Origin of the sequence: Streptosporangium sp. NPDC000509 (assembly GCF_042898365.1) — a bacterium.
Taxonomy (GTDB): Bacteria; Actinomycetota; Actinomycetes; order Streptosporangiales; family Streptosporangiaceae; genus Streptosporangium.
Map to the genome: position 1 here is coordinate 87,287 of NZ_JBIAYX010000019.1, position 18,260 is coordinate 105,546.

Genomic DNA, 18,260 nt, shown 5'->3' on the forward strand with positions numbered 1-18,260 from the left:
ACCGTAATGATCTCGGTGTGGGGCGAGGGGATCTTTCTGATGAGCAGTGGGCGGTGCTGGAGCCGTTGCTGCCGGTCGCGGTGTTGGGCAGGCCGGTGGTGGACCGGCGCAGGCTGATAGACGGGATCGGCTGGCGGGTGCGGACCGGTGCTCCGTGGAGGGATCTGCCGCCGGAGTATGGGCCCTGGCAGACGGTTTATGGTCTGTTTCGCCGCTGGCAGCGCGATGGCACGTGGCCGAGGCTGCTGACCGGGCTGCAAGCCCGGGCGGATGCGGCAGGACTGATCACGTGGGAGGTCAACGTCGACTCCACGATCTGCCGGGCCCATCAGCACGCCGCGGGCGCCCGTCGCGATGGATCAGCCCAGAAGGAGCCGCCGGGCGGAATCGGAATCGGTATCGAGCCCGCCGACCACGGCCTGGGCCGGTCCCGGGGTGGCTTCACCACCAAGATTCACCTGGCCTGCGAGCAAGGCCAGCGGCCGCTGTCTTTGCTGGTCACCGCCGGACAGCGCGGCGACAGCCCACAGTTCACGGCTGTCTTGGGAGGCATTTGGGTCCCCCGTATCGGGCCGGGTCGTCCCCGAGTCCGTCCGCTGCGGGTGCGAGGCGATAAGGCGTACTCCTCTCGCGCCAACCGGTCCTACCTGCGCAGCAGGGCGATCCGGAGCACGATCCCCGAGCCGGCCGATCAGGCCGGGAACCGTAAGCGACGCGGGCGGGCCGGCGGGCGGCCTCCGGCCTTCGACCACGAGGACTACAAGGCCCGGCACGCGGTCGAGTGCGGGATCAACCGGCTCAAGCGCAACCGGGCGGTGGCCACCCGCTTTGACAAGCTCGCGGTCCGCTTCGAGGCCACCGCGCTGATTGCCGCGATCGGCGAATGGCTGTGACCCGGCAGAGCGGCCGCTTTCGCATGCCATGCTGACCGCGACCAGGTTGAGCGGGGCGAGAGGGAGAGCGTAGATGGGGGCTCAGTACTACGGCGCCGACAGTGAAAACGGCGACCGCATCGACGACCCATCCGAGGACGCGCTGTTCATGATGATCAGTGATCTGAACGACTCCGACAACACCTTCGTCGTGATCCAGCCCGATGAGGACGCCCCTGTTTGGTTCGCCTCGGTGGCTGTGCTGGGCGAAGGCGGATACGAGGTCGTCCGCCGTGACAGCACCCGAAACGAGCACCAGGTCACCACCTCGAGCAGCATCAACGACATCGCCCGCGACCTCACCGTCTGGATGGCCGCCCGCCACTTCCCCGGACGGCCAACCAGGCACATCACCGACTTCTAAAACACGCCCTAGACGGCTTTGCAGCCCATGGTGGTGTTGATGTCTCGATGTCCGATCACGAGTTGAGCGATGTGGGGCGGCATTCCGTTCATGATCGCGTCGGTGATGAACAGGCGTCTTCTACCCGCGCTCGCTGTGTGCGGTTGTGCCCGTGTTGTGATCGTCGTGGCCGCCCTTCTCGGGGCGTGTTCGTGACGATGGCTGCGGCGAGTGTCGCGATTCCTTGGTTCCGCAGTGATGGATGTCACATGCCCTCATGCTCTCGGGGGTCTCTGGCGGGCGCAGTTGGGATGAGATCACTCGCGGTTGCTGGCCTGTGCCAACGTCTGCTGCGAGCTGGAGTCGGAGCTGTTCACCAGTCCTGAAGATGGCCTCGTAGATGTGATCTTCGACTGCAGTGTCGTCGCCGACCTTGCGGCCAGCGGCATCGTCGAGAGCGTTCATCATCTCGAAGTAGGCGTTCTTGGCGTCCTGGGACAGGAACATGCCTCCGGCGTCGAAGTACCAGCGTGGAAGCGTTCGATTAGTTCCCTAAGCTCCGACTTGGTGATCTTGTCGGGCCATTGGTATCGAGGTAGAGCCCCGGTCAGTTTCCAAAGCTCCCGGTAGGACGCGATCCTCTCGACTCTGAGGAGGCCTTGCGTGAGTTGATGTCCTTTTCGTCGCTTGGGCTTGGAGAGCCCGCGGTCCACAACGGTGATGACCCGGCTGAGCTTCCAGTCCCGCTACCGGAAGAGTCGGTCGCTGGGAGTCGCCATACGGTGGGTGGAGCTGTGCTGGCTCACCCAGGTACGGATGGCGGCGATGGATTGGGCACACTCCCAACCGTCGTTATATTCCGTCACCTGGTTCTTGGCCCAGCCTGCGATGATGCCGTCAACCCGGGCCTCACCGAGGAGCTTGCCGACGTACCAGGTGTCGTTGTAATCGATCGTCCATGAGAAGGTCGCGGCAAACGCGCCGGCGTCGCGAGCTTGGGCGGCCTTCTTCAGTTCGGCACAGGTGTACCAGCTGGCCTCGGTGCAATTGCCGAACCCGCTGCGGATGTCGGAGTCGCCATAGTCCATCAACCGGCGGCCGTTCGGCAGCCCCGACCCGTGCGTGGCGTAGGTGTTCTGTACCGACGACAGTGAGCCGGTCGTGGTGATTCCCTCCAGCGGGCCGAGTCGACCCTGGAGACTCCTCCAGCCTCGCCCGCCAACATCAGGGTCGCTGCCAGCGTGGTATTCGTAAAAGCCGTAGAGGACCTGAATGCCGGCGGCGACAAGTCTCTGTGCCTTGTCGCGTAGGCCGGCCACGCTGCATGTACGGTTCTGCTGCTCGCCGCAGTAGTTGGGGTCCTTGATGTCGAGCCAGATCAGTGACAGTCGCCGACCGGCCCAAGCCTCGGAAACGATCTTATCGAAGATGCTGTCGATGCTAGGGCCGAGGCGGTTGTTCCCGGCGGTGGAGCAGTCGTGCCAGGCCCGCCACTCGTTCGGGCTCCACCAGGCGCACACATCGATCTCGATGGCGTTGGCGCCGTGCTTGATGGCAGCACTCACCCCGTCGAGGGTATTAACGCGGTGGGCGATGGCGTAGATCGGCCGCTGCCCGGCGGCCGACGCCGTCGGGACGCCGACGAAGCACGCTGCGGCGAATGCACACAGCGCGACGACAAACCCTGCCGCTCGGCGTGACGGACGACGGGATCGGCGCCGCCCAATAGCACGCTCACCACGGGCGCGGGCCGCCGCGGAGTTGGGCACGGAGATGGGCACGGCGGCCGCGGCGGCTTCGGTGAGGGCGACACCGGCAACGGCAGGGACAGCCACATGATGCTTCTTCATGCCTACCTTCCCGGTACGCGAGGGTGCACCATGGAGCAGTCAATCGCAGATCGCCGACATCGGTCAATAATTATTAGGAAACTTTATTGTTTGATTCGGGACAGTGGCGAAGCGCCCTCCGTTTCTGAATGCAGTAACTGTTCATTCCTGAAGGAGCGGGGCCGGTCAAGTCTCCGGGCCGGGGAGCTGTGGCCGTTTTTCCCGGGCAGGTGCGGGCAGGCGCCATCGAGGGGTCGGGGTCAAAGCTCGACCGTAGTCCGACCCGTCAGGGCTTGGCCTTGACGCCGACTTCGGGTGGCGCAGACTTGTGTGCCGGGACGCTTAGGTGCCAGCGCAGCAGGTCGTGGGGCAGATAGTCCCATTGAACGCTGGTCCGGCCCTGGTAGAGGATCGCGTTCACGATCTCGCGCATCGCATAGTTGCCCTGATGGCCGCTGACGGAGCGGTACGCGGCCTTCCACGCCGTGATCACCGGCTCGATCAACGCCCACTGCTCGTCGGATAAGTCGCTCGGGTACGGCTTGCGCTCGCTCACGCGGCCATCCCAACACATCCGAACCCGCCGACAGGCTGTAACTCTACAAATCCGTCCGATCACACTACGACATCATGGACATCAGCTCGCGGAACGCCCTCTGAGGTCCTTGTCATAGTCCTGCTCGAGTTGGCGACGAAGCGTCCACCGTGCGGTGAACCAGGTGAGGACGCCGCCAGCGATGGATCCAATTCGGCCCAGACGGGTCGGTGGCAGGGGTGGTGGGTGGCTTGCGGGCAGCGGGCGGAGTCACGCATCCCGACGAGGGGTTTGTCGGCGGTCGGGGTTCCGGCGAGTTTCAGGCAGAGCGCGCGGGAGGGGTCGGTGAACCAGCAGTAGTTCGCAGAGCCGAGGTGCAGGACGCGGTCGGCGCGGCCAGCGCGGCATACACGCTGCCATGTCCGCGTCGGTGCAGAGGTTTTAGGGACAGGTGCGGCAACGAGAGCACCGGCCCGGCCAGTACGGCATCGGTGACCTCGAGCAATGCATCCGGGCGACGGGTGAAGCAACCGATCAGCTGCTGGCGGAACACCGCCAGGCGGGCCACCCCTTGGCGAGCTGGGCCTGGTAGGAGCACACTCGAAATGACGGCCACCACACCTCCGGACACTTGGTCGTACTCGGAGCATCGCGCGGTGGCCGTTCTACGTGAGAACCACTCGTCACCGGGTTGAAAGCGAAGCTTAGAGCCCAGCGCACTTCGCCAGCCCGCCCGGGGCACTGCTCCCGCAGTCCCTCGAAGTCACAGACTCAAGATCGCGTCCCATGGTCGGTACTTGCATCCCTGCTGGACCTGACGCTGCCAAGAGCGAGCGGCACCAAGCACCCGCAAAGGGCTCCGGGCGACCCCCGGAGGCTCGACTCCTCAAAGTCACTGCTACCGTCTTATGAAAATGGTTCCCGTTATCGGAGTGTTTCGTGGGTTCGTCCCCCGCCCCTCAGCGCCCGGACCTCGGCGTGCGCTTCCCCTCTCCCCCACCTGCTTCCATGAAGGAAATCCCTCGGCCATGGGCGCGAGCGCTGCCGACGCCCATGGCCGTCGTCCTGCTGGTCAGCGCGCTCGCGGCCTCGATGCTGCTGGCGATCGGGCTGGGCGCCGCAGCCGTGCCGCCCGGTGAGACGCTCCGCTACCTGTGGGCGGCACTCACCGGAGGGCGGATCACCGCCGAGGAGGTGACGTCCTACCAGATCATCTGGCAGGTACGAACTCCGCGTGTGCTCCTGGCGGCTACGGTCGGGGCCGGGCTCAGCGCGGTAGGCGTGGCCATCCAGGCCATGGTTCGCAACGCGCTGGCCGACCCGTTCGTCCTGGGAGTGTCCTCGGGGGCCTCGGCGGGCGCGGTGCTGGTCACCGTCTCCGGCTCCCTCGCCGTGCTGGGGATTTACGCGGTCTCGGCCGGTGCCTTCCTCGGGGCGCTGCTCGTCTCAACTCTCGTCTACCTGGCCTCACACGGCAGCGGAGGCCTGACGCCGCTGCGGCTGGTGCTGACCGGGGTGGCGATGGCGTTCGGCTTCCAGGCCGTGATGAGCGTGATCGTGTACTTCGCGCCGGACGGTGAGGCCGCCGGCATGGTGCTGTTCTGGTCGATGGGCGGTTTCGGGGCGGCGACGTGGGGAGCCTTGCCCCTCGTGACCGCGGCCGTGGCCGTCTCACTCGTCGTCCTGCGCAGACTCGGCCGAGGCCTGGACGTGCTCGCGCTGGGCGACGAGACCTCCGCGAGCCTCGGGGTGGACGCCCGCCGCCTCCGCCGGGGACTGTTCGTGCTGACCTCTCTGGCCACGGGGGCGATGGTCGCGGTCAGCGGTGCCATCGGGTTCGTCGGGCTGGTGATGCCGCACGTGGTCCGCCTGTGGGCGGGTGCGGCGCACGCGCGCGTGCTGGTGATCGCTCCCCTGGCCGGTGCGATCTTCATGGTCTGGGCCGATCTGCTGGCCCGCACCATGGTCGCCCCCCGGGAGCTTCCCATCGGTGCGATCACCGCGCTGGTGGGCGTCCCGGTGTTCCTCGTCCTGCTGCGTCGCCGCGGCCACCTGTTCGGAGGGCGCTGACGATGACGCTCGTGCTCGATGAGATCTCGGTCTCCGTCGACGGGACCGCCCTGCTACGCGACCTGGCGCTCACCGTTGGCCCCCGGCAGGTCGTCGGCCTGATCGGCCCGAACGGCTCGGGCAAGAGCACCGCGCTGCGATGCGTGTACCGGACGCTGCGACCGACCGGCGGCGTGGTACGGATCGACGGCAGGGACCTGGACCGGATCCCCTTACGGGAGAGCGCCCGGATGATCGCCGCCCTCACCCAGGAGGGGGGATCCGACCTCGACTTCACCGTCGAGGAGACCGTCGCGCTCGGCCGTACCCCGCACCTGCATGGCAACCAGGCGCTCAGCGCGCGTGAGCGCGAGCTGTGCCACCGGGCCATGGCGCGGATGGAGGTCTCGCACCTGGCCGATCGCGGCGTGCTGTCGCTGTCAGGCGGCGAACGCCAGCGAGTCCTGGTGGCTCGCGCGCTCGTGCAGGAGCCTCAGGTGCTGATCCTGGACGAGCCGACCAACCACCTCGACCTGCACCACCAGCTCCGGTTGCTGTCGATGCTCAAGGGCTCCGGCCTCAGCGTGCTGGTCACCCTGCACGACCTCAACCTCGCCGCTTCCGCGTGCGACCGGCTGGCGGTGCTGTTCCAAGGGAGCCTCGTGGCCTGCGGGCCTCCCGCCGAGGTCCTCAGCGGGGCACTCCTGCGCGACGTCTTCGGCGTCGCGGCGACCGTCGTCCCCCATCCCCTCACCGGCGTCCCCCAGGTGCTCTACGACCTGGGCTCGGCCGAACCCTCGAAAGGAAAATCCGCGTGACCACGCGCTCCCCGCTGGCATCTCGCCCGCTGCGCTCCACCGTCCCCCTCCTGATGGGCGTCCTCCTGCTGACCGGCTGCGGGGCCCAGGTGGAAGGCACCGCGGCCGACCGAAAGGTGACGGTCAACCGGTGCGGCCAGCCGGTCGAGTACACCACTCCGCGCCGTGCCGTCGTCTACGAGGGCGGCAGCGCGGACAAGATGTTCGCCCTCGGGCTCACCGACCACGTCCACGGCTACGTCATGCCACCCGCCAACCCGCCCGTCACTACCTCGCCCTGGGCGGCCGAGTACGCCAAGGTGAAGTTCCTCAGCGACGACCTGCTCAACCGCGAACTGGTCGTCGAGGCCAAGGCCGACTTCGTGGTCGCCGGATGGCGCTCGGGCTTCAGCGACCAGCGCGGCATCACCCCGGCCATCCTGGACGGCCTGAAGATCCAGAGTTTCATGCACACCGAATCCTGCTTCAACTACCCCGGCCATCCGGAGCGGGTGACACCGTTCGAAGGCCTCTACACCGACCTGGAGCGCCTCGGGAAGATCTTCAGTGTCGAGGATCGGGCCGCCTCCCTGGTCGAGGGGTATCGCAAGCGCGTCGAGGCGGTGCAGGCTCAGGCCTCCAAGGGTGAGCAGGTCCCCGTCTTCCTGTATGACTCGGGCACCGACAAGCCCTTCACCGCCGGTAGCCAGGTGCCGCCCAACGACATCATCCGCTTCTCCGGCGGCCGCAACGTCTTCGCCGACCTCGACGCCCGGTGGGGCGAGGTGACCTGGGAGGCCGTCGTGAAGGCGAAGCCGGAGGTCATCATCATCCTCGACTACGCGGACAAACCCGCCCAGGAGAAGATCAAGTTCCTGAAGGAGTTCCCCGCCACCAGCAAGCTGCCCGCCGTCGTCAACGACCGCTTCTTCATCCTTGACTACAACGAGGGCATCAGCGGGCCGCGCAATATCGACGGCCTGGAGAAGTTCGCCACCTACCTGCGTGAGCTGAACAAGTGATTCCTCACGGCCAGAAGGGTGAGGCCCGGTGAGCGCACCGGCGACCGCGTCCCCGAAAGGCCGGCCGATCTCACGCGAGCCGTCGTTTTTGCGCCTGTGGTCGGCCACCACCGCCTCCGGTCTGGCGACCTGGGCGCTGCCGTTCGTCCTTGGCCTCGCGGTGCTGAACCACGCTCTGAGCGCCACCGGGCTCGGTGTCGTTCTGGCCGCCCGCACCGTGGGTTTCCTTCTCGCGGTGCCCGTCGCCGGGGTCCTGGCCGACCGGTACTCGCGGCGGGCCGTCGTGCTGTGGGCGGGGCTGGCCTCGGCCCTGGCCACCCCGCTCATCGCGCTGGGCCTGGGTCGCTCGGTCCTGCTCATGAGCGCCGCGGCGGCGGTCGTCGGCGCCGGCCAGGGGGCGTGCAGGCCCGCCTTCCAGGCGCTGACCGCCGAAGTCGTCGATGCCGGACGACGCCGGCAGGCCAACGCCGCGATCACTTTGGCCGTCCGCGTCACGACCCTGGTCGCGCCGGCGGCGACCGCACTGCTGGCGACCGTACTGAGCACCTGGACACTGATCGTCAGCACCGGCCTGCTCTGGCTCGCGGCCGCGCTCCTGCCCCCGCCCGGACGAAGGACGCCCGCTGCCGAGCAGCCGGGGACGGCACTGCTGGCGGAGTTCGGTGAAGGAGTGCGCGAGGCTCGGCGGCATCCGTGGTTCCTCGCCGGTCTCGCCGCCTTGGCCGCCGTCATCTTCACCGGTTACTCCGCCACGGCGGTGGCTCTGCCGCTGGTGGGCCGGGACCGCTACGGGACCGAGGCGGTACTGGCCGGAGCACTCACCGCTTACACCCTCGGCGCGCTCGCCGGGGCCGCGCTCATGGCGCGCTGGCAGCCGCGCGCGCAGGGCTGGACGGCGCTGGCGGGTCTGGCGCTGTATGGCTTCGCCCCGCTCAGCCTGCTGCTGCCGGTGCACCCCGCGGTGGTGTTCGTCGCCTACGCGATCGCCGGGCTGGGGATCGAGCTGTTCAACGTGCCGTGGTTCACCGCCACGCAGCGCGAGGTGGACCCGCGCCTGCTGGCACGGGTGTCCTCGCTTGACTTCCTCGTCTCCTACGGTCTGGCCCCCATCGGCCTGGCGTTCCTGGCCCCCGCCGTGGACGCCTTCGGCTGGCGGCCGGTACTGGCGGTCTGCGCGATCGTCTGCTTCCTGGCTCCCGCGGCGGCGGCCCTGACCCCGGGCAGCCGTGGCTTCTCGGCCGCACCGGGTGAAGCCACCGGCGAGGCGACGAGTCGCCTCGCCGGCACGCCGTGACTCCGCGGACGGGCGTGACAGCCGCCGGACGGATGCCGCGGCTACCTCAGGCGCATCGGCGGATGGCGCGCATGGGAGGCATTCAACTGCCCCTCTGAAGGCGGCCCGGAGAACCTGCTTCCCCCACGGGTCCGCACCCCCGGCAGACCATGTAGATGGTGAAGGAGATGGTGGTGACGTACGGGCTGATCGGGATGCTGCTGCCCAGTGCCAGCAGGATGCCGCCCAGCATCGAGGTGAGGGCGAACGCGACGCTGAGCAGCGTGACCGTGCCCGGTGAGGCGCTGACCCGCATGGCCGCCGCGGCGGGGGTGACGAGCAGGGCGAGCACCAGCAGTGCCCCCACGACCTGGATGGAAACGGCCACTGACAGGCCAAGGAGGATCATGAACAGGAAGGACAAGGCCCGGACGGGAACGCCTCTGGCGGTGGCGACGTCGGGATCCAGACTGGCGAACGTGAGAGGCCGCCAGAGCACGCAGAGCCCCATCAAGACCACCACGCAGGTGCTGATCAGCCAGGTCATCTGCACCGTGTCGACCGCGACGATCTGACCGGTCAACAGCCCGAACTTGTTCGCCGCCCGGCCCTTGTACAGGGCCAGGAACAGCACCCCCAGACCGAGACCGAACGGCATCAGCACCCCGATGATCGAGTTGCGGTCCCGGGCGCGTACCCCCAGAGCGCCGATGATGAGCGCCGCGACGATCGAGCCTGCCAGGGAGCCCGCGGCGACGTTCACCCCGAACAGCAGTGCTGCGGAGGCGCCGTGCACGGCGAAGGCGAGATCACGCATCATGACGAAGGTGCCGATGATGCCGCCCACCAGGCCCAGCATCGCTCCCGCGATGAGAGAGTTACGAACCAGGAACAGCAGTTCGCCGCAGTTGTCGTAGTTGAAGATCTGCTGCCAGATGTCGCCGGTCATGCTGGAGGTTCTCCGCCGTGGTCGTGGGAGCCGGGGGCGCCGACGACCACGAATCTGCCGCGGACCCGAAGCACCTCCACTGGGCTTTCGTACAGGTCGGACAGTGTCTGGGAGGTCATGACCTCCTCGGGTGGGCCGATAAGGAACCGTCCTCCGGCGAGGTAGAGCACCCGGTCGACCATCTTCAGGATCGGGTTGATCTCATGCGTGACGAACACCACCGAGGTGGTGTGGGAACGTCGTCGCGCGTCCGCCAGACCGGCCACCACCTGCTGGTGGTGCAGATCCAACGACAGCAAAGGCTCGTCACAGAGCAAAAGGGCCGGGTCGGTGGCGAGGGCTTGAGCGACGCGTAGCCGTTGCTGCTCACCACCCGACAACAAAGCAAGCGGAACGTCGGCGAACGCCGTCGCGCCCACGGCCTCCAAGAGCTCCTCCACTCGCCGCCTCGAGCACCGTCCGAAGGAGAAACCCCAGCGGTGCCCGTCCACGCCGAGCCGGACCAGATCACGTCCCCGCAGCGGGGTCTGCGCGGCGACGGCCCGCTGCTGCGGGATGTTCCGATCAGGTCACTCCCCCGGCGGGCCGGCCGTCCGCCCACCGTCAAAGTGCCCACCGGCAGCGCCTGTTGACCGAGCAGGACGCGCAGGAAGCTGGTCTTACCCGATCCGTTCGGTCCCAGGACGGCGACGAACTCGCCACGTCGCAAGTCCAGATCCAGGTCTTGCCACAGAACCCGATCGCCGTAAGCGAGTCCCGCGCCGGCCAGGCTCAGCATGACGTCGCCGTCGCCGGCCGCTTCCTCGCGACGCGAAACCGCGACGTCAACGGGATCGGTCATGTCGCGAGAGCGGCTTGGAGGGCGTCAAGGTTGGCGGTCATCCAGCCGATGTAGTCCTTGCCCTCGGGCAGGGTCTCGGTGAGCGTCACCACCGGGATGCCGTTGTCGTCGGCCGCTTTCTTGAGCTGCTCGGTCTGCGGCCCGCTCGTCTGCTCGTTGTAGATCAGGACTTCGACCTTCTTGTCGCTGAGCAGGGCGAGCGTTTCCCGCAGGACCGCGGGAGAGACGTCGTCGCCTTCCTCGACGACCTCGCTGAACTCCTTGGGGGTGAGGTTCTTCAATCCTGCGGCGTCCAGGACGTACAGCGGGACGGGCTCGGTGATGGCCACGGCGGCACCGCCCGCATCAGTGGCGATCTTCGTGGTCGATCAGAGGCTGGAGTTTGTTCTTGAAGGCGTCTGCGTTGGCGGTGGTGGCCGCCGAGGCGGGGTCGGCCTTGGTCAGAGCTGCGGAGATCCGGTCGGTGATCTTGGCGACCGAGGGGAAGTCGTACCAGATGTGTTCGTTGAGTTCGCCGTCGGCGGGTGCCGTCCTGCCGGAGACGGCAACAACGTTGATGATCTCTGCGGAGGAGTTGCCGCTGGATTTGATCATGGTGTCGACGAAGTCGTCGTACCCGCCACCGTTCGCGACGACGACCTTGGCCTTGGACAGCGCGAGCTGGTTCTGGGTGTTGGCCTCGTAGGAATGCGGGTCCTGTGCTGGATCGGAGATGATCGAGGTCACTGCGCCCTTGTCGCCGCCGACCTGTTTGACGATGTCGCCGTAGACATTGGTGGAGGCCACCACGGTGATGGGCGCGGAAGGCGGCAGGGGTGCGGTCGCCGAGGAGGCGGGCTGTGATGCGGGTGAGGATGGCGCGCCGCATCCGGCCATCAGCAGCGCCAAGGCGCAGAGAGCGGCAGAGCGCATCAGGTGCATTCCGGACCTTCCTAGATCAATAACGATTTTCATTTCAATATGGTGCCTCGGCGGACAACCCTGTAGAAAGTGAAAACCATTGTCAAGCCGAAGTGATGACCGACATGTCAGAGCCACCCCGGTGGCACACCCGGCTCCGCGCGGTCGGCATCCGGGCAACACGAAAACGCGTGCTGGTGCTGGAGGTGCTGGACGCTGAAGACGGACCGGCCACCGCCCGAAAGCTGCACACCGGACTCCTGGCGCGAGACAAGGCGATCGGCCTGACAACCGTCTACCGAACCCTGTCCTCCCTCGTGGACGCGGGTCTCGCACACGCCTTCACCCAGGCGGGCGAAACCACCTACCGGCTCTGCGGCCCCGCCCGGCACCACCACCTGATCTGTCGCGTCTGCGGACTCGTCACAGAACAAGGGGCAGAGGAACGAGCGGACGGCTTCCAGGTCGAGGAGGTGTACGGCATCTGCGGCAACTGCATGACATGAGCCGGCCGCCGACCTCTTAGTGCCACACGGACCACAGTGGGCAAGGGTCATGGTGTTCGTCGCGCTCACTTGGCCGGTGGCGTCGCGTTCTTGCACCGGTGGAAGACCGAAGCGCCTCCATCTCCTCGTTCGGGTGCGGGGTCATCCACCGGCGATGCCGCTCTAACACGGTCAGGATGGCGACGCCCATCGCGCGCATCCGTCGAGGTCTTCGTCATCCTTGGACGCTCAACACCGCCAAGCAGGTCGACGAGCTCGGCGGGTGCGTGTCCAAGGCCCTGCCCCTTGTGTCCGCGGGAGAAGTGGACGAGTCCGGCACCGGACCGCTCGGCGAGGAGGGCCGCAGGACGGTTCACCGTACGAGTCCGCTTCGCCCGCGGGTGTCACCCGGCCCGCCCTCAGCCCTGCCTGCGTCTGCGCCTGTGACCACAGCCCCCGGCTCCAGTGCGCCGCCCCGGCCGCGAGGGATCATGACGCCCTGGCGATGCAGCGGGAGGCCGGCAGGCGCGGTGCGACCTCTGCGACCTCCCGAGTCCCGGCCCAATGGCTTCGTGGATGTCCTGCGTCGTTGGGCCGGAAGAGCCCTCAGGCGGGCTTGATGTGACGGTGCGGCCGAGGACCTCGCCGGACCGGCGACAGCGGGATCCTGCCGGCTGTTCGCAAGGTGGTGGACAACGAGCGGGACCCCGAAAGTATAAATATGGTTATCATTTCCACTAGTTTGTATCGAACGCCGGCATCGTCCGCGGTCAGACCGACCGCGCGACCGCCGTTCCTCCTGCTTCCCGTGATCGAGGGCAGCGGCTGACAGCTTCACCCACGGAAGGGAGGACGCCTTGGCAATCACCCCAGGGCCGCTCGGAACCGGTCGTAAGCGGTCCGGCACAGAGGTGACCGTGAACACAGACATCTGTGTCGGCGCCGGACAGTGTGTGCTCGCCACTCCCGAGGTCTTCGACCAGGGCCCCGACGGGCTGGTGGTCCTTCTCGCCAGGACTCCCCCGCCCTGGCTGCGCACCGCTGTGCAAGAAGCCGCGCGTCAGTGCCCGTCCGGCGCCGTCACCGTCGGCGACGACACCGCCCGCTGAGCAGACAGGCCCGGCGGCTGTCCCACGATTCCCCACACCGTTTCCCGCCTTTCCCCACCATCCGGTCAGAGCTGCCGAGACACCACGCGTCCGCTTCACAAGCAGGCCCGCCTCCATCCGGACGCTCACCACCGCAGCACCCTCACATCAAGGAGAACCATGTCCCGCCCATTGGACCGCCGCCGCTTCCTGCGCCAGGGAGCCCTGACCGCCGTGGCTCTGGCCGCCGGGCCCAGTTTGATCACCGCATGCTCCGCTGATGGTTCCACCGCGTCACCGAAGGCCGCTGCGGCTTCCGGGACACCCCGGACCGGGGGCACGCTCCGGGCGGCCTTCGTCGGTGGCGGCGCGTCCGAGACCCTCGACTTCTTCAACGGCCCCACCCCGATGGACCTGGTACGGGCCCGCGCCTGGCACGCCACCTTGGGCAATCTCGACCCCGCCGCCGAGGACGGCGTCCGCTACGGGGTTCTCGACGGCATCGACGTGTCCGAGGACCTGTCCACGTACACCCTGCGCCTTCGCCGCGACGTCCGCTTCACCGATGGCTCCACGCTGACCTCGGCCGACGTCCTGCACTCCCTGGCGACCCTGGCGGCGGGCAGCACGCTGCCGGTGTATCGGATGGCCTCGCTCAACTTCGACCTCGCCCGCGCGAAGGCGGACGGCGACCTCAAGGTGATCCTGCCGACCGTCCGTCCGATCGCCGACGGTCGCCTGATCCTGTGCCAGGGCAACTTCCTCGTCGTCAAGGATGGAACGAAGCAGTTCTCCATCGGCATGCCGACGTGCGGCCCGTTCACGCTCACCGAGTTCACCGCAGGGCAGGGAGCCGCCTTCACCCGCAACGACGACTACTACGGCGCCGCCCTGGGACAGGGGCCTCGTCTCGCCGGGCTGGAACTGCGCTCGATCGCCGACTCCGACGCCCGGGCCGGTGCGCTGACCAGCGGCGAGGTCGACTTCGCGCACGACCTCTCCCCCGTCACCGCTCGCACGCTGTCCGCCAACGAGAAGTTCGACCTCGTCCCCTCCAAGAGCCCTTACCTGGTCGGTCTGTCCTTCCGGATGAACATGAACGTCAAGCCGTTCGACGACGAACGGGTGCGCGAGGCGTTCAAGCTCGCCGCCGACCGCGAGGCCATGGTGAGGACGGTGTTCTACGGCAACGCCACCGTGGGCAACGACCTGCCCTCGATGGGCTTTCCCGACTACGTGGAGGGGCTCGCGCAGCGGGCGCACGACCCGGACAAGGCCCGTTCCCTGCTCAAGGCCGCCGGCGCCGAGGGGATGGAGATCGTGCTGACGACGGGGCCGGAGACTCCGGGCATGGTGGAGGTGGCGACCCTGTACGTCGAGGACCTGAAGAAGATCGGGGTGAAGGCCTCCCTCAAGGAGCTGCCCGCCGGGCAGCTCTTCGCCGACTTCGCCGCCTACACCGAGCTGCCGCTGACCGCCTCGTATCAGGTGCCGGTCCCGGCCCTGTCGACCTACCAGATCGGCACGGCCGGTGGCGCGCCGTCGGCGTTCGGCTGGAAGCGCCCCGACGTCGACAAGCTCGTCTCCGCCTCCCGCGCGCAGAGCGATCCCGCGGAGGCCAAGAGGATCGGAACCGAGGCGCAGAGGAAGCAGTGGGAGGACGGGAACACGGTGCTTCCGGTGTTCAAGCCCTACGTCAACGCCCAGGCGAAGGGGGTCACCGGCATCCAGGACGACCTTTTCGAGCAGTTCCCCGGTTTTTCCCGGGCAACCCTGACGTGAGCTGGGCGGTCTTCGTCGGCCGCCGACTCGTCGGCGCGGCCGTGCTGCTCGTCCTGCTGTCGGGCGCGGTGTTCGCCGCCACCGCCGTGCTGCCGGGAGACGCGGTCAGCGCGGTGGCGGGCATCGACGCCTCCGCGGCGGAACGCGCCCGGGTCCGGGCCGCCCTCGGTCTGGACCGGCCGGTGGCCGAACGATATGCCCGATGGGCGCTCGGCGCGGCCCGCGGAGACCTGGGCACCGGATTCGTCGGGCATCGGCCGGTCGTGGAGGTGCTGGGGGCCCGGCTTCCCAACAGCCTGCTGCTGGCCGGCCTGACCCTCGCCCTCACCGTTCCGCTCGCGGTGCTGCTCGGCCTGTCATCCGGGCTTCGGGCGGGCGGTACCGCCGACCGTCTGGTCTCCTCCCTCGCCCAGGTCGCGGCGGGGGTACCGGAGTTCGTGTCGGCGGCACTGCTGATCGCCGTGCTGTCGGTGTGGCTGGACCTGCTGCCGCGGGTCTCCCTGGTGCCGCTGGGCGGTACCCCGCTGGAGGCCCCGCAGGGCCTGGTGCTGCCCGTGCTCACCCTCACTGCGGTGGCCCTGGCCACGGCCACCCGGCTGATCCGCGCCTCGGCGGCGGACGTGGCGGCCTCCCTGTATGTGGAGACGGCCCGGCTCAACGGGGTGCGTGGTCTGCGCCTGGCCTTGCGTCATGTGCTGCCCAACGCCGTCGGTCCCGCTGTGCAGGCCCTCACGCTCATCACCGGGGTGCTGGTCGGCGGGGCCGTGGTCGTGGAGAGCGTCTTCGACTATCCCGGAATCGGCCGCGAGCTCCAACAGGCCGTCGCGGCCAGGGACATCCCGATGGTGCAGGGCATCGCCACGGCCCTGGCCGCGGTGATGCTGCTGATCCTGCTGCTGGGCGACGTGTGTGGGCGGCTGCTCGATCCGGTGGGCGGGGATCGGCGATGACGGGTGTCCTGATGCGGGAGGGACGGTTCGGGGCGGGCGGCGGCGCGCTGCGACCGCGCCGCCGATGGCTGCCGCTGCTCGCCGGGGCATGGGCGTTGTTCGTGATCACAGTCGGGTTGTGCGGGCCGCTGCTCGCTGCGTACAGCCCGACCGAGCAGCTGGGGATGCCCTTTCAGCCACCGGACGGCGTTCACCGGCTGGGTACCGACGTCCTGGGCCGGGACGTGCTGAGCCGGGTGCTGTGGGGCGGACAGATGATCGTCCTGACCGGGCTCGGTGCGACGCTGGTCGCCGGGGCCGCGGGGATGGCCGCGGGCGTGCTGACCGGGCTCGCGCCCCGCCGCGTCGGCGATCTCGTGCTATGGCTCGTGGACGCTCTGGCGGTGCTTCCCGCGCTGTTGCTCATCCTCGTGCTGGCGGCCGGTTTCCCCGGCAGCGATCTGGCGGTCGTGGCCGCCGTCGCCCTGGCCACCGCCCCGTTCTCGGTACGTGTGCTGCGCGCGGCCACCCGGCAGGTCGTCGTCACCGGCTACGCCGAGGCCGCCTACGCCCGCGGCGACAGCAGGTGGGCCGTACTGCGCCACGACATCCTGCCCAACATCGCCGGACCGGCACTGGCGGACACGGCCCTGCGGCTGGTCGCGTCCATCCACCTCACCGCCACCGCCGGCTTCCTCGGTCTCGGCCGCAGCGCGCCGGCCCCGAACTGGGGACGCATGATCAACGAGAACATACCCGGCGCCTCCCTGACGGTCGCGCCTTTTCTGGCGCCCACCCTGCTGATCGTGCTGCTCTCGGTCTGCGTCGGGCTGCTGGCCGACTGGTTCGCCGATATGGCATCCGGGGAGCAGCGATGACCGTCGCGGGTGGTGAGGAACTGCTCCGCGTCACGGGGCTGACGCTGGGGGCGGTCGGCGGCGGTCTCCCCGTCCTGCGGGAGGCGACGCTGTCTCTTGCCTGCGGGCGGGTGCTGGGGGTGGTCGGACGGTCCGGCTCCGGCAAGAGCAGCCTGGCGCTGAGCCTGCTCGGCCACGTGCGTCCCGGCCTGGAACGGCGTTCCGGCGCGGTGCGGGTGACCGGCCTCGACCCGTTCGACCGGGCGGGAGCTCGCCGGTTGCGCGGCCGGGTGGTGTCGTTCATGGGACAGGATCCGGCGGCCTCCCTCAACCCCGCGCTGCGGATCGGGACCCAGGTCGCCGAGGCGGTACGGCTGCGCTCGCCCAGACGCTCCGACGTCGCCGGGCAGGTCCGATCGCTGCTGTCGTCGGTGCGGCTGCCGACCGACAGGGCGTTCCTGCGGCGCCGTCCTCATCAGGTCTCCGGCGGGCAGGCGCAGCGGGTGGCCCTCGCCGTCGCCCTGGCGGGCAGTCCGCGGCTGCTGGTCCTGGACGAGCCGACGGGCAGCCTGGACACCGTGCTGGCCCACCAGATGCGTGAACTGCTGAGCGAACTGGTGCGAGACGATGAGCGCGCGGCGGTGCTGGTCAGTCACGACCCGGACTGGGTCGCGGCGCTGGCGGACGAGGCGATCCGGCTGGAGGACGGGCGGATCTCCGCCTCCGGATCTCCGCAGGCGGTACTGCGTCCGCAGGCGGTACTGCGCAAGCCGCACGCCACCGCGCCCGCCGCCCGTGGGAACGGCGACGCTGCCCAGACGGACGCTGCCCGGACGACCGGCGCCGGAAACCGGGGCGAGCTGCAGATATGCGACCTGTCGGCCGCGCACGGCCGCAGCATCGTCCTGCACGGGGTCTCGCTGACCGTCCCCGCCGGTACGTGCACGGCCGTGGTGGGGCCGTCCGGTTCCGGCAAGACCACCCTCGCCCGCTGCCTGGTCGGCCTGCACCGCGCGGCGCGAGGTACGGCCGGCTGGAGGGACGAACCCGACGGGCCGCCTGTCGCCCCGGGACGCGGCCGTGCGGTGCAGCTGGTGGCCCAGGACTCCCGCGGGGCCCTCAATCCGCGCGAGTCGGTGCGCACCGCGCTGACGCGACCGCTGACCGGCCTGCGAGGAATGTCGGCCGCCGAGGCCGCCGCCGAGGCCGGCCGGTTGCTCGGGCTGGTCGGCCTGGCACCGGCGATGCTGTCACGCCGGCCAGGGGAGTTGTCCGGTGGTGAGCGCCAGCGGGTCAACCTGGCGCGAGCCCTGGCCGGTGCGCCGCGGGTGCTGGTCTGTGACGAGATCACCTCGGCGCTGGACCCGGAGGTCGGGGCCGGCGTCCTGGAGTTGCTGGCCTCGCTGCGCCGGACGCTGGAGCTGACAGTAGTGCTGGTGACCCACAACCTGACCGAGGCGGCGCGGTACGCGGATCAGGTCGTCGTCCTGGACGGCGGGCGGGTGGTCGAGTCGGGCCCACCGTGCCGGGTGTTCGCCCGGCCGCGGCACCCGGTGACCCGGGAACTGGTCAGCTGCTCCCCCATGGGGCCGACGCGAAACCCGGAGTAGGCGCGTGAGGGGAAGGAGACAGGGCCGCCCTCTTCCCCT

Annotated in this window: 20 protein-coding genes and 1 pseudogene; 13 read left to right on the forward strand and 8 right to left on the reverse strand. The window is 68.9% G+C overall.

What is annotated here, in order from left to right; translation table 11 throughout:
* Positions 1–17: 17 nt before the first annotated feature.
* Complete coding sequence (locus tag ACFY3D_RS31260; RefSeq protein WP_389985978.1) at positions 18–893, forward strand: IS5 family transposase; 876 nt, start codon at positions 18–20, stop codon at positions 891–893.
* A gap of 73 nt (positions 894–966) precedes the next feature.
* Positions 967–1,296, forward strand: a complete 330-nt coding sequence (locus ACFY3D_RS31265) for a hypothetical protein (RefSeq protein WP_389985981.1) — start codon at positions 967–969, stop codon at positions 1,294–1,296.
* A 120-nt stretch (positions 1,297–1,416) separates the two neighbouring features.
* On the opposite strand, the gene ACFY3D_RS31270 is transcribed toward ACFY3D_RS31265, so the two are convergent.
* The 3 genes from ACFY3D_RS31270 to ACFY3D_RS31280 form a co-directional block, all read right to left on the reverse strand.
* Positions 1,417–1,782, reverse strand: a complete 366-nt coding sequence (locus tag ACFY3D_RS31270; protein WP_389985984.1) for a hypothetical protein — start codon at positions 1,780–1,782, stop codon at positions 1,417–1,419.
* A 239-nt stretch (positions 1,783–2,021) separates the two neighbouring features.
* The gene (locus ACFY3D_RS31275) at positions 2,022–3,125 is read right to left on the reverse strand and encodes a hypothetical protein (protein ID WP_389985987.1); all 1,104 of its coding nucleotides are present in this window, start codon (positions 3,123–3,125) and stop codon (positions 2,022–2,024) included.
* Between the two features lie 265 nt (positions 3,126–3,390).
* Entirely contained in the window at positions 3,391–3,660 is a 270-nt protein-coding gene (locus ACFY3D_RS31280; RefSeq protein ID WP_389985990.1) for a transposase, read from the reverse strand.
* Positions 3,661–4,647: 987 nt separating this feature from the next.
* On the opposite strand from ACFY3D_RS31280, the gene ACFY3D_RS31285 reads away from it, so the two are divergent.
* Genes ACFY3D_RS31285 through ACFY3D_RS31300 form a run of 4 tightly spaced genes read left to right on the forward strand, consistent with a single transcriptional unit; the run spans position 4,648 to position 8,801 of the window.
* Positions 4,648–5,709, forward strand: a complete 1,062-nt coding sequence (locus tag ACFY3D_RS31285) for a FecCD family ABC transporter permease (RefSeq protein ID WP_389985992.1) — start codon at positions 4,648–4,650, stop codon at positions 5,707–5,709.
* Positions 5,710–5,711: 2 nt separating this feature from the next.
* Entirely contained in the window at positions 5,712–6,506 is a 795-nt protein-coding gene (locus tag ACFY3D_RS31290) for an ABC transporter ATP-binding protein (protein ID WP_389985995.1), read from the forward strand.
* Positions 6,503–7,507 (forward strand): ABC transporter substrate-binding protein, encoded by a 1,005-nt coding sequence (locus ACFY3D_RS31295; RefSeq protein WP_389985998.1) that lies wholly within the window; start codon positions 6,503–6,505, stop codon positions 7,505–7,507. Before ACFY3D_RS31290 ends, ACFY3D_RS31295 begins: the two co-directional genes overlap by 4 nt.
* Positions 7,508–7,535: 28 nt before the next feature.
* A complete protein-coding gene (locus tag ACFY3D_RS31300) occupies positions 7,536–8,801 on the forward strand; it encodes an MFS transporter (protein WP_389986001.1) in 1,266 nt (421 codons plus the stop codon).
* Between the two features lie 82 nt (positions 8,802–8,883).
* On the opposite strand, the gene ACFY3D_RS31305 is transcribed toward ACFY3D_RS31300, so the two are convergent.
* Together ACFY3D_RS31305 and ACFY3D_RS31310 are read right to left on the reverse strand one after the other, a co-directional pair.
* Positions 8,884–9,729 carry a metal ABC transporter permease gene (locus tag ACFY3D_RS31305; protein ID WP_389986004.1) on the reverse strand — a complete coding sequence of 282 codons (846 nt, stop codon included), beginning with the start codon at positions 9,727–9,729 and terminating at the stop codon, positions 8,884–8,886.
* Positions 9,726–10,169 carry an ATP-binding cassette domain-containing protein gene (locus ACFY3D_RS31310; RefSeq protein WP_389986007.1) on the reverse strand — a complete coding sequence of 148 codons (444 nt, stop codon included), beginning with the start codon at positions 10,167–10,169 and terminating at the stop codon, positions 9,726–9,728. The genes ACFY3D_RS31305 and ACFY3D_RS31310 overlap by 4 nt, the downstream gene beginning before the upstream one ends.
* Positions 10,170–10,208: 39 nt before the next feature.
* Between ACFY3D_RS31310 and ACFY3D_RS31315 the strand changes: the two genes are divergently transcribed.
* A complete protein-coding gene (locus ACFY3D_RS31315; RefSeq protein WP_389986009.1) occupies positions 10,209–10,361 on the forward strand; it encodes a hypothetical protein in 153 nt (50 codons plus the stop codon).
* Between the two features lie 5 nt (positions 10,362–10,366).
* Here the strand turns inward: ACFY3D_RS31315 and ACFY3D_RS31320 are convergent.
* The 3 genes and pseudogenes from ACFY3D_RS31320 to ACFY3D_RS31330 form a co-directional block, all read right to left on the reverse strand.
* A pseudogene (locus ACFY3D_RS31320) lies at positions 10,367–10,570 on the reverse strand (ATP-binding cassette domain-containing protein); the annotation flags it as partial.
* Positions 10,567–10,899 carry a metal ABC transporter solute-binding protein, Zn/Mn family gene (locus ACFY3D_RS31325; RefSeq protein ID WP_389986012.1) on the reverse strand — a complete coding sequence of 111 codons (333 nt, stop codon included), beginning with the start codon at positions 10,897–10,899 and terminating at the stop codon, positions 10,567–10,569. The pseudogene ACFY3D_RS31320 and the gene ACFY3D_RS31325, both read right to left, overlap by 4 nt.
* A 16-nt stretch (positions 10,900–10,915) precedes the next feature.
* Positions 10,916–11,482, reverse strand: a complete 567-nt coding sequence (locus ACFY3D_RS31330) for a metal ABC transporter substrate-binding protein (protein ID WP_389986015.1) — start codon at positions 11,480–11,482, stop codon at positions 10,916–10,918.
* A 104-nt stretch (positions 11,483–11,586) separates the two neighbouring features.
* Here ACFY3D_RS31330 and ACFY3D_RS31335 point away from each other — a divergent pair, with 104 nt between their 5' ends.
* The 6 genes from ACFY3D_RS31335 (at position 11,587) to ACFY3D_RS31360 (ending at position 18,221) form a co-directional block, all read left to right on the forward strand.
* Positions 11,587–11,976 (forward strand): Fur family transcriptional regulator, encoded by a 390-nt coding sequence (locus ACFY3D_RS31335; RefSeq protein WP_389986018.1) that lies wholly within the window; start codon positions 11,587–11,589, stop codon positions 11,974–11,976.
* Between the two features lie 896 nt (positions 11,977–12,872).
* Positions 12,873–13,064, forward strand: a complete 192-nt coding sequence (locus ACFY3D_RS31340; protein WP_389986021.1) for a ferredoxin — start codon at positions 12,873–12,875, stop codon at positions 13,062–13,064.
* A gap of 159 nt (positions 13,065–13,223) precedes the next feature.
* Positions 13,224–14,825, forward strand: a complete 1,602-nt coding sequence (locus tag ACFY3D_RS31345; RefSeq protein WP_389986024.1) for an ABC transporter substrate-binding protein — start codon at positions 13,224–13,226, stop codon at positions 14,823–14,825.
* On the forward strand, positions 14,822–15,775 hold the full coding sequence (locus ACFY3D_RS31350) for an ABC transporter permease (protein WP_389986027.1): 954 nt from the start codon (positions 14,822–14,824) through the stop codon (positions 15,773–15,775). The genes ACFY3D_RS31345 and ACFY3D_RS31350 overlap by 4 nt, the downstream gene beginning before the upstream one ends.
* Entirely contained in the window at positions 15,772–16,632 is an 861-nt protein-coding gene (locus ACFY3D_RS31355; protein WP_389986030.1) for an ABC transporter permease, read from the forward strand. The genes ACFY3D_RS31350 and ACFY3D_RS31355 overlap by 4 nt, the downstream gene beginning before the upstream one ends.
* Positions 16,629–18,221, forward strand: a complete 1,593-nt coding sequence (locus ACFY3D_RS31360) for an ABC transporter ATP-binding protein (protein WP_389986033.1) — start codon at positions 16,629–16,631, stop codon at positions 18,219–18,221. Before ACFY3D_RS31355 ends, ACFY3D_RS31360 begins: the two co-directional genes overlap by 4 nt.
* The last annotated feature ends 39 nt before the right edge of the window (positions 18,222–18,260 follow it).